Source organism: Bacillus sp. S4, assembly GCF_040838205.1.
GTDB classification, from domain to species: domain Bacteria; phylum Bacillota; class Bacilli; order Bacillales; family Bacillaceae_G; genus Bacillus_A; species Bacillus_A cereus_U.
The window spans coordinates 1-11,804 of record NZ_JBFPJI010000094.1; the positions used below are offsets into that span (position 1 = coordinate 1).

The window sequence follows — 11,804 nt, forward strand, 5'->3', positions numbered from 1 at the left end:
ATTATAAACATTATTAAAGATAAATAACAGGTACATCGAAAATATAGTCGAAATTCCGATTTGTTTATACTAGAGTACGTTACCCCTGCGTATTTCAAATGAATTCCATCAAGGAAACCAAACATAAAAAGACCTACAAAACCACTATAAAAGAAATATAATTGCCAGTATCCAAAATCCTCAATTGTTAATTTTAAAGGCAACAAAAACGTAATGAGAAATCCTAGTAGAAGGATTATTCCGTTAGATACTAGAACCCTTCCAAAATCTCTAATATTATTTCCTCCATTCGACGAAAAAATAAAATGCCATCATTTTAAGTTCCTAACTAAATAAACAAGCGTAAGTGTCACGCTTGTTTATCCTTCTAAAAAATACCTTACATAAAGAATAGATCAATATTACAAACTTCATACGAAAAACATTTATATCCAAAGGTACAAACCCTACCTATAAATATTATAAAAGCTTATAGTGAATCTTTTCTCCATATAACATCATTAACAATTTTAGTATAACTTTGTATAATTTTAATTACTTTTACTGATACATTGGTGTCAGTGTAATCTATAACTGGACGTACCATTTCATTATTAGTCCACATATCTCTACATAATTCCACTGATTGTAATACATCTTCTTTTTTTATACCACCAAGTATAATTCCACCTTTATCTAACGCTTCTGGACGTTCTGTGGAAGTTCTAATCGATACAGCTGGGAAACCTAATATTGAAGCCTCCTCAGGTACTGTTCCACTATCTGAGAGTACACAATAAGCATTTAACTGTAACTTATTATAATCTAAGAAACCAAATGGTTTTAAATTCCTTACTAAAGGATGGAATACGAATCCTCTTTTTTCAATAATATTCTTACTGCGTGGATGCGTGGAATAGATTACTGGCATTTGATAATGTTCAGCAATCTCATTGATAGCGCTCATTAGTGACATAAAGTTTTTCTCATTATCAATATTTTCTTCTCTATGAGCTGAAACCAGTATATATTTGCCTTTTTCTAATCCTAGAGTATCTAATACTTTACTATTTTCTATTTTATCTTCATATTTTTTTAATACTTCTGTCATAGGTGAACCAGTGACATAAATATGTTCTTTTCTATAGCCTTCAGATATTAAATATCTTCTGGCATGTTCTGTATATGGTAAATTAACATCTGAAATATGATCCACTATTTTTCTATTTATTTCCTCCGGAAGATTCTGATCAAAACATCTATTTCCTGCCTCCATATGGAAAATTGGAACTTTTAATCTCTTCGCAGATATTGCAGATAATGCTGAATTTGTATCTCCTAAAATCAGTAATGCCTCTGGTTTTTCTTTAACTAATAACTCATAAGATTTTGCTATGATATTTCCCATTGTTTCACCAAGATTTTCACCAACACTATCTAAATAATGATCCGGTTCACGAATTCCTAATTCATCAAAGAAAACTTGATTTAGTGTATAATCCCAGTTTTGTCCTGTATGCACTAGTACATGATCGAAGTACTTATCCATTTTATTTATAGTTTCACTAAGTCTAATAATTTCTGGTCTTGTCCCTACTATTGTCATTACTTTTAATTTATTCATTTTATTTCCCCCTTAACTCTATTCAAAATAGTGTGGATATAATTCCGGATGATTATCAATCCACTCTTTCATCTCGCATATCATCTCTTCATAAGAAGGCACTTTAAAATCAAAGTCTGTTCTATTATTTATTAATGACTTATTCAATGCGATTGTGTCGTTTTTGTTTATTATTAATTTATTCTCTTTACAGTATTGGTTAAAGAATTTTAACATTTCGAATTTGGTTATTGAATCATTATTCACTAAATTATATAACCCGACTAAATTATTTATAGCAGCTTTTTCCATTGCCTTTGCCAACGTCAAAGTTGTTACTCCTGTCCATATAGCTTTAGTATATCCTCCAATTTCACCGTCCTGCTTCATAAACCAATTAAATAACCCTATACCTTTTTCATTCATATCTGGCCCAATAATGGAGTTTCTAAATGTTAAATCTTTTTCATTCTCCAACTCACCTAAAGCCTTAGATCTATCATAAAACGTTTCTCCATCTCTCACAGAACTTTCATTATAATTTCCTGTTTTCCCTGAGAAAACACAATCCGTACTCATATGAATGATTCTAGTTCTAGAATTTTGAGTAATGTGGCTAAGATAATGTGGTAAATAACTATTTAATAAAACTGCGTTATGTTTATTCATCTCAGCATCCTGATTAAGAATTCCTATACAATTTATTACAATATCGTAGTTATTCTCATTTATTACATCTGCAAGAAATTTCAAATCTGTTACATCCCCAATAATATTCCTGCAATATGAGAATGGTTTACGTGATAGAGCTGTTACTTCGTGCCCCTGTTCCTTTAAGTAAATAGCTATTGTATGTCCTGCCATACCTGTAGCTCCAAGTATTAAAAAATTCATATATTTCTCCTTATCGCCTCAATAACTTTTATTTAAATATTTGCTTCTACTAAATTTGAATTCCATAATCTTAATTCTTCTTGAATATAATCAAGCGTTAGTAATTTTTCTTTAATTTGTTCAACATTTAAGCGTTCAGTGTTATGTGAGTTGTATTCTTCTTGTGTAGATAATTTAGAATTTCCTTCTACAAAATATTTATCATAATTCAAATCTCTCTTGTCAGCTGGAACTCTATAGAATCCTCCAAAGTCTTCGGCCACTACATGCTCTTCTTTTGTAAGGAGCGTCTCGTATAATTTTTCTCCATGACGAGTACCTATTACTTTAATCTCATTATCTACATTAAATAATTCTTTTACAGCTTGAGCTAAATCCCCCACTGTACTAGCTGGTGCTTTTTGAACCATAATATCCCCAGCTTCAGCATTGTGAAAAGCAAATACAACAAGCTCAACAGCTTCATCAAGGCTCATAAGGAACCTAGTCATTTGGGGATCTGTTACTGTAAGAGGCTGTCCACTTTTTATTTGTTCAATAAAGAGTGGAATAACTGAGCCACGGGAAGCCATAACATTCCCGTATCTAGTTCCAGAGATATGCGTTTTATCTGGCGATACTGTTTTAGCTTTAGCTACAAAAACTTTTTCCATCATTGCTTTTGAAATCCCCATAGCATTAATTGGATAAGCAGCTTTATCAGTTGAAAGACAAATTACCTTTTTCACTCCATACTCTATTGAGGCAGTAAGTACATTATCCGTACCTAATACGTTTGTTTTTACTGCTTCAAGAGGAAAGAATTCACAAGATGGAACCTGTTTTAATGCAGCTGCATGGAAAACGTAGTCAACACCATGCATGGCATTTTTAACACTTGCTAAGTCTCTAACGTCTCCTAAATAGAATTTTAGTTTATCATTTTTATATAGCTTTCTCATATCATCTTGCTTCTTCTCATCACGTGAAAATATACGAATTTCTTTTAATTCAGTATCTAAGAATCTTTTCATAACTGCATTACCAAAAGATCCTGTACCTCCTGTAATTAATAACGTTTTATTCTTGAACATATTTAACATCTCCATTTAAGTTTATTTTATTTTTTCTAATAAATAGTTTAACTTTTCCATATAGATTTTTTTAGAAAAATTACATTCATAGTAATTTCTTGCATTTTGACTGAAGAAAGAATGCTTTTCTCTTTCTTCAGCAAACACTCTTATATTATGAGCCAATTCCTTGTAATTTTCTGCTGGAGAACATAACCCACAGTTAGCTTCATTTATAACAACTTGGGTCTCACCATCTATTGCCCCTATAATAGGTTTCCCAGCCGCCATATAAGACTGAACTTTATTAGGCAATGTATAAGATATAGCCTTATTTTCTTTCAAGGTTACTAAAAAGGCATCAGCCATTTCATAAAATTTCGGCATCTCTGTAATAGGATGCTGTCCATAAAAAATAACATTACTAAGCTCTAATCTTTGTGCAAGTGTTTCACATTTTTCACGAGAAGACCCATCTCCTACGATGTGAAACTTCACATTTTTATACTTTTTCAATTCATTTGCTGCATATATAATAGTTTCTACACTTTGCATCTCACCTATATTTCCAGCAAATACCAAATCTAAAACATCACTATTCTTATTACTCGTGCTAATATTTTCGAATAATGCTTCTGCATATACTGGTAGATGTGTAATTTTATCATTGATACCTAAGGTATCCTCAAAGTACTCTTCAAATAATTTAGAACTTGTAAAAATTTCATCCGCACTTCCGTATACCCATTTACTAAATTTTAACAATACATTATATATCTTACTATCCGATGAAATACCTGCTGAGGCAATGCTTTCTGGCCATAAATCATGACAATATAATACCAGTGGTTTTTTGGTTATTTTCTTTAAAGTAATAGCTGGTAAAGCCATGGTAACTGGTGAAAGCTGATATACCAAAATCAAATCAAAATCTTTTTTTATAAACATAGCTTTCAGAGTAGATGATATAGCGAAACTAATATAATTTAAAGCCAATCTTTTTGTGCCTACTCCTCTACCAAGAAGCCAAGAACGTATAACAGTAACCCCATTTATTTCCTCTTTCCTATTTTTAAAAAAGCTATACTTTTTTTCAACAACACCACTTGGGTAATTTGGAAGACCAGTTAAAACAGTAACTTCATGTCCCTCCTTGGCTAATTCAAAGCATATATCATTTACCCTGAATTGTTCAGGGTAGAAATATTGGCAAACCAAAAGTATTTTCATTATTATTTTCCTCTTTTATTTATGATTTAAATACTCTTCTACCTCTCCTTTTATCCCCTCTTCAAAAGATATAGGTGAGTATCCAAAATCCATGAAAGCCTCATCATGCCCAAAATCTTTATTTTCTTGCATTCTAAGTACCTGTTCAACAGAAATAACAGCATTTTTATTTACTACATTATATATTTTAGCCGCTAATATAGAAAACCATAATGGGAGTTTTACAATCACATTTTTTCTATTTAAGGTTTTAGATACACATTTTACTAGATCAATATAAGTGATTGCTTCTTTACCCGACAAATTGTATTCCTTATTAAATGTCTTTTCTCTATTTAACAACACCTCATAATATGCATCCCCTAAATCTTTAGCATGAACTGGTTGCATTAAATTCTTCCCCTTCCCAAACATAGGGAAAAACTTCTTTTTATATAGATAATCTACTAATTTATACATATTTCTATCACCAGAAGAACCATATATCATTGTAGGCCTTAAAACTGTAATCCCTATTTGATTACGTCTGTTCAGTAGATTATCCTCGATCTTAATATACTCTTCAGATGCACTCTTATAATTAGAATACCTTCCAGTTGTATGAACAAGCACTGCCCATTTTACGTTATTCTTAATAGCAGCATCCATTACATTATTTGAAAAATGAATAGTGGCAATGTGTATGACCGTTTCGGCTCCGTCCATTGTCGTTTCTAAAGTTTGTTTATCTTCTAAACTTCCGTATACCTTTTCGATATCTAGCCCCGATTGATCGATAAATGAAGTGTCACTTTCTTTTCTAACTAAACACCTAATTTTTCCTGTATAATTTTCATTTACTAACTTTTTCAAAAACCATTTACCTGTATGTCCAGTAATACCAGTAACATAAAGCATACAAATTTCCCCCTAAATTTTTAAATCACTTAAAATAAATCGTTATTTATCTTTTCCTTCTTTAACACCTTCACTTGTCACTACACTACTAAGAGTCTTAAAAAATATTCGAACATCAAACGATAAGCTCAATTTCTTAGCATATTCACCATCAAGACTTGCCTTTATATCAATTGGCAATTCATCTCTTCCATTAATCTGTGCCCAACCTGTTAGGCCAGGCAAAATATCATTTGCCTCATATTTATCACGTTCTTGGATTAAATCATATTGATTCCAAAGTGCTGGTCTGGGACCAACTATACTCATCTCACCTTTAATAATATTCAAAATTTGTGGTAGTTCATCTAAACTTGTTTTACGTAAAAACTTACCAACTTTTGTGATATATTTCTCTGGGTCTTCTAAAAGATGTGTTGGTGTATCTTTTGGTGTATCTATTCTCATTGTTCTAAATTTTAAAATATAAAACTCCTTTTTCTCTTTCCCAATTCGACGTTGCTTAAATAACACCGAACCTTTGGAATCTATTTTTATACAAAAGATTAGTATTACAATGATAGGTGATAACACTATTAATCCAAGTAAGGAAATAATAAAATCTATTATTCTTTTCATATATAATTTATATATCATTTTTTTCTCCGTTCTGATTACATATTATATAATTCAAAAATTATTATATATGTCATAACTAAAATTCCTCTTTTAATACATGATTATTTGCAATCTCTAACAATCTTTCTCTTATATCTTCTTTACTCATCTTTTCAAAATCATTCATAAACTGCCTTAAAATACTTTGGTCCATTAATACAGCTTTTCCTATATGAATTTTAGGGAATATTTGCTCAGGATGAATTTCTCCTTCGTTTAATAGCTCTTCATACATCTTCTCTCCTGGTCTTAGTCCAGTAAACTCAATTCCGATTTCTTCAATAGAATAGCCTGAGAGAGTAATTAGATTTTTAGCCAAATCAACAATTTTTACTGGATCTCCCATATCCAGCACAAATAATTCTCCCCCTCTAGCTAATGTCCCCGCCTGAATAACTAACCTTGAAGCTTCAGGTATTGTCATAAAGTAGCGAATCATATCCGGATGAGTGACCGTTACAGGTCCACCCTTTTGAATTTGCTTCTTAAACAGCGGAATTACACTTCCCCTACTACCAAGAACATTACCAAATCGAACAGCAACAAATCTTGTATTAGTACTCACCGCTGCTAAATGTTGTACCAGCATTTCTGCAAATCGCTTTGTAGCCCCCATTACATTCGGAGGATTTACGGCTTTATCTGTAGAAACCATAACAAATGTATTTACTTTAAATGTATCAGCTGCTTCTGCTACATTTTTTGTACCAAAAATATTATTTTTTACTGCTTCTTCAGGATTACGTTCCATTAAGGGTACATGCTTATGCGCCGCTGCATGATATACGATATATGGCTGATGCTTTTTCATTATTTCAAAGATTTTATGTCGATCTTGTACATCAGCAATTTCTGTTGTAATTTCAACTGTATCTTTATAGGTAACTCTCATTTCCATTTCGATATTATAAATGCTGTTTTCACCATGTCCTAAAAGGATAATTTTTGCTGGTTTATACTTCATTACTTGACGGCAAATTTCCGATCCGATTGATCCACCAGCACCTGTTACTAATATCGTTTTACCTGTGATTTTTTCCCCAATGCCCGCATCATCTAATTGAATTGGTTCTCTTCCTAATAAATCCTCTACTTGTACATCACGGAATTCATTAACTGAAACTTTACCATCTAAAAGATCTTCTAGCATCGGTACAATTTGAGTTTTCGCCTTAGTTTTTCTACACTTCTCAAAAATTTCGCTTATTTGATTTCTATTTAATGAAGGGATTGCGATAATAATATGTTCTATGTCATTGTCTTCTACAATTTCTTGAATATGATTTGTTATGCCAACAACTGGCACATTATAAATCTCTAATTTTTGTTTATTTCTATCATCATCAACAAATGCAATTGGGTACAAATCAACTTCCTTATTATGTAGTAACTGTCTTACTACCATAGTCCCTGCTGAACCAGCTCCAACAATCAATGTTCGTTTTTTATTCGCATCCTTACTAATATACGTATCACGGAACATACGCCATACAAAACGAGAACCACCGATTAATAGTAAATGTAACATCCATGCGATCGCTAAAATTCGGACATAAATATCATGATTTATAATTTGTTGAACAATTGCCGTTACAATAATTGAAAGCGTAATTGCTTTAAATATTTGTTTTAATTCTCCAATACTTGCATATTCCCACGCCTTGTTATAAAGCTTATAAATAGCAGCAAAAATATGATGACTACATAACAATGTAATAGAACTAATAATTACTGTCGCAGGAATTTTACTTAATACATTTGGATGTATGAACCAATAGCTTAAGTACACGGCAGTTAATACAATAAATGAATCTAATAAAGTTAATAATGAGAGCCGTTTTCGATAACTCAATATACCTATTCCCTTCCTTATATAACTTGTCTCTTATTGATAATAAAAAAGGACATTCTCTTATGAATGTACCTCATCTTTTTCTATAAGTTTCTTCATGTATTTCATTAAGTCTGCTTTCAATTCTTCATTTTGAAGTGCCATTTCAATCGTCGTCTTAATAAACCCAAACTTCTCCCCAACATCGTAACGAGTTCCTTCAAAGTTATAAGCAAACACTCGTTGAATTTCATTTAATCGTTGGATCGCATCTGTTAACTGAATCTCTCCACCAGCACCTGTTTGTTGGTTCTCAAGGAACATAAAAATTTCTGGTGTTAATACATAACGTCCCATAATTGCTAAATTAGATGGGGCTGTACCATGAGCTGGTTTCTCTACAAATTGACGCACTTGATAGCGGCGATCATCCTGCTCGATTGGATCAATAATACCGTAACGATGTGTCTCATTTTCCGGAACTGTTTGCACACCAATAACAGATGATTGTGTTCCTTCATATTGATCCATCAATTGACGTAAACATGGTGTTTCAGCTTGTACAATATCATCACCAAGTAATACCGCAAATGGCTCATTTCCAATAAATTTACGAGCACACCAAACTGCATGTCCAAGTCCTTTTGGTTCTTTTTGTCTAATATAATGAATATTAATTCTTGAAGAAGCTTGTACTTTCTCAAGCATTTCGTGCTTACCTTTTTCTAAAAGGTTTTGTTCTAACTCAAAAGAGTGATCGAAATGATCTTCAATTGCCCGTTTTCCTTTTCCAGTAACAATAATAATATCTTCAATTCCTGATTCTATCGCTTCTTCTACTATGTATTGAATTGTCGGTTTATCGACGATTGGCAACATTTCTTTCGGCATTGCTTTCGTTGCTGGTAAAAACCTTGTCCCCAGACCAGCAGCTGGAATAATCGCTTTTCTTACTTTTTTCAAATTTCGCCCTCCAAAATAATATTATTTTATCTATATGTAACAATAACAAAAACCCTACCTATAGAGTCATAGTTATAACTCCATAGGTAGAGTTTCTATCATAAATAAAATTATGGGCATCTAACCCATCCTCACGTCATACTCCCGACGACAAGCGTCTAAGGTAGGCAAGAAATAAAAATTTCTACCCACAGCACAACCGAGTGCCCCCGTTGATAACGGTTAGGAGACATTACCAAAGCTCTTCAATTAAAAAATACCAAACAATTTTTTACGACGGATTTGTTCTGGATCGTCTTTATAAATTGCTTTTCCGCTAATTAATAAATACGGATTTTCTTTTAAATCACTCATCACGTTCATTCCAAATTCTTTTTCGATTAATTCGTAGCTTTCCGCTAAATGAAATCCTCTTGACGTTGTGTTATGTGCATCTGATGCAATCATATGCGTTAAATTATGTTCAACGAGTTGTAGTGAGAATTTTTTTATTTTTTTACCGAACTTTCCTAAGAGACTACCTGCTGTTACTTGTGTTAATGCACCTTTATTTACAAGGTTATATAACTTATCTGGTCGCTCGATTAGTTCAGCATTCCGTTCCGGATGAACGATAATTGGGATCATTCCTTTAACACGCAGTTCATATAATAGTTGTTCTGCATAACGAGGTACATGATTAGATGGGAACTCAATTAATATGTATTTATCTGTTTCGTTTAAAGTAACAATTTTATCAGCTTCATAGTCTTCTAATAAATCACCATATAACCTGACCTCTTGTCCAGGCAAAATCTTTAGCGGAATATCATGTTGTTGTAGTTCATCATTTAATTGTTTCACTTGATGAATAATAGAAGTACGTTCATTTATATATTTTCCATTTTGATGGTGTGGTGTTGCGACAATTGTATGAATTCCTTCTTGAACAGCTTTTTGCGCCATCGCTAAACTATCTGTTACTGTTTGCGCACCGTCATCGATGCCAGGTAAAATGTGACAATGTAAATCAATCATTCTTCTCATCCTCCCTCTCGTATACAAATCTTTTTTCCCTTGAATATGAGATAAATCTCATATTCAAGGGAAAAAAGGAGATATGTTCTTACCATATCTCACTCTATTAGTTAGTTTGCACCGTAGTAATAATATGAGCCTTGTTCGCTTTCACGATCGTTCAGAACAACGCCTAACAATTTACCTTTTGCAGATTCTAATAATCCTTTTGCTTTTACCGCTGTTTCCTTTTCTGTCGATTCACTACGAACGACAAGAATGGATGCATCACATACATTCGCCATAATTTGTGCGTCTGTTACAGCTAAAATTGGTGGTAAATCAAAAATAACTAAGTCGTACATACTATATACTTGAGCAAGAAGTTCTTGCATTGATTTCGAACCTAATAATTCCGCTGGATTTGGCGGGATTGGGCCACACGCTAAAAAGTGTAAATTCTCTACAGCTGTCGTTTGCACACACTTCTCTAAACGTTCACTATGTGTTAATACATTCGTTAAACCGAAAATATTATCTACTTGGAACATTTGATGCATTGCTGGTTTACGCATATCTGCATCAATTAATAATACTTTCTTTCCTTGTTGGGCAAAAACGACTGCCATATTCGCTGTCGTTGTCGTTTTCCCTTCACTTGGGTTCGCAGACGTTACTATTAATGAATGTAAATTTGTATCCACAGATGCAAATTCAACGTTCGTTCGAATATTACGATATTGTTCTGAAATTGGTGATTTCGGTTGTTGATGAGCAATTAATTGACGACGTTGACGATGGTCTTTTTTCTTTTTAAATAAACTATTAAGAGCCAATTGTTTGTCCCCTCACTTTTCTTGATGATGGAGCATGTGATTTCACGTTCATTGTTTCTTCATCCATACGAGCTACAATACCTAATACTGGTAAGCCAAGTAAGTTTTCTACATCTTCTTCTTTTTTCACTGTGTTATCTAAGTATTCTAGTAAGAATGCAAGACCAACTGCAGCCATTAAACCAACAACAAAAGCAATTGCTACATTTAACATCGGGCGTGGTTTAATTGGAGATTGATTTTCTCCAACTTCTGCTTTCGATAATACCGTTACGTTATCGACATTCATAATTTTTGCAACTTCACCTTTAAATACATCTGCAGTTGCATTTGCGATATCACGAGCTACTTTTGGATCTTTATCCTCAGCTGTTACAGAAATGACCTGTGAATCTTTTTCATTTGCAACATTAATCTTTCCTGTTAACGCTTGCGCTGTCATATTTAAATTTAATTTTTCATTCACTTGGTCTAGGACTACTGGACTTTTAATAATAACCTTATATGTATTCGTTAATTGAATATTTGTTTGAATTTCACCAGCTTGAATCATTGCACCCTCTTGTTTCTTCTGATTCACAAGAATTTGCGTTGAAGATTGATAGATTGGTGTCATGAAGAAGAAGCTAATGATAGCACTTACAATAGCTGCACCAAAGGCGATTACGAGGATCATTGCTAAACGTTTTTTTAAGATATAAAATAACTCTTTTAAACTAATTGTTTCTTCCATAAGTTCCTCCAACTTTCTAAAATTTGCACATAAGAAAAATTATAACATATAATCTTATATTTTTTTATTTTAGTAATATCTACGTACGATTGTTATTTGAAAACATATATAATCTTACAAAATAATCTTAAAT

Annotated in this window: 11 protein-coding genes; all 11 read right to left on the reverse strand. The window is 32.6% G+C overall.

All coding sequences use genetic code 11. The annotated features are described in order from the left end of the window. Positions 1–469: 469 nt before the first annotated feature. Positions 470–1,603, reverse strand: coding sequence for a non-hydrolyzing UDP-N-acetylglucosamine 2-epimerase (wecB, locus tag AB3X48_RS11645; protein WP_367959523.1), 1,134 nt, complete (start codon positions 1,601–1,603; stop codon positions 470–472). A gap of 18 nt (positions 1,604–1,621) precedes the next feature. Further along, positions 1,622–2,476: an SDR family oxidoreductase gene (locus tag AB3X48_RS11650; protein ID WP_367959525.1), complete on the reverse strand. Its 855-nt coding sequence runs from the start codon at positions 2,474–2,476 to the stop codon at positions 1,622–1,624. Between the two features lie 32 nt (positions 2,477–2,508). Next, positions 2,509–3,549, reverse strand: coding sequence for a polysaccharide biosynthesis protein (locus tag AB3X48_RS11655; RefSeq protein WP_367959527.1), 1,041 nt, complete (start codon positions 3,547–3,549; stop codon positions 2,509–2,511). Between the two features lie 21 nt (positions 3,550–3,570). Then, positions 3,571–4,758, reverse strand: coding sequence for a glycosyltransferase family 4 protein (locus tag AB3X48_RS11660; RefSeq protein WP_367959529.1), 1,188 nt, complete (start codon positions 4,756–4,758; stop codon positions 3,571–3,573). A gap of 15 nt (positions 4,759–4,773) precedes the next feature. Beyond that, on the reverse strand, positions 4,774–5,655 hold the full coding sequence (locus AB3X48_RS11665) for an NAD-dependent epimerase/dehydratase family protein (RefSeq protein WP_367959531.1): 882 nt from the start codon (positions 5,653–5,655) through the stop codon (positions 4,774–4,776). 42 nt (positions 5,656–5,697) lie between these two features. Beyond that, on the reverse strand, positions 5,698–6,291 hold the full coding sequence (locus tag AB3X48_RS11670) for a sugar transferase (RefSeq protein ID WP_367959533.1): 594 nt from the start codon (positions 6,289–6,291) through the stop codon (positions 5,698–5,700). Positions 6,292–6,349: 58 nt separating this feature from the next. Further along, positions 6,350–8,164 carry a polysaccharide biosynthesis protein gene (locus tag AB3X48_RS11675; protein WP_367959535.1) on the reverse strand — a complete coding sequence of 605 codons (1,815 nt, stop codon included), beginning with the start codon at positions 8,162–8,164 and terminating at the stop codon, positions 6,350–6,352. A 60-nt stretch (positions 8,165–8,224) separates the two neighbouring features. Further along, entirely contained in the window at positions 8,225–9,106 is an 882-nt protein-coding gene (galU, locus tag AB3X48_RS11680) for a UTP--glucose-1-phosphate uridylyltransferase GalU (RefSeq protein WP_367959537.1), read from the reverse strand. A gap of 249 nt (positions 9,107–9,355) precedes the next feature. Further along, entirely contained in the window at positions 9,356–10,123 is a 768-nt protein-coding gene (locus AB3X48_RS11685; RefSeq protein WP_367959539.1) for a tyrosine-protein phosphatase, read from the reverse strand. 110 nt (positions 10,124–10,233) lie between these two features. Next, on the reverse strand, positions 10,234–10,938 hold the full coding sequence (locus tag AB3X48_RS11690; RefSeq protein WP_367959541.1) for a CpsD/CapB family tyrosine-protein kinase: 705 nt from the start codon (positions 10,936–10,938) through the stop codon (positions 10,234–10,236). Next, positions 10,928–11,671, reverse strand: a complete 744-nt coding sequence (locus AB3X48_RS11695) for a YveK family protein (RefSeq protein WP_367959543.1) — start codon at positions 11,669–11,671, stop codon at positions 10,928–10,930. Before AB3X48_RS11695 ends, AB3X48_RS11690 begins: the two co-directional genes overlap by 11 nt. Between the last annotated feature and the right edge of the window lie 133 nt (positions 11,672–11,804).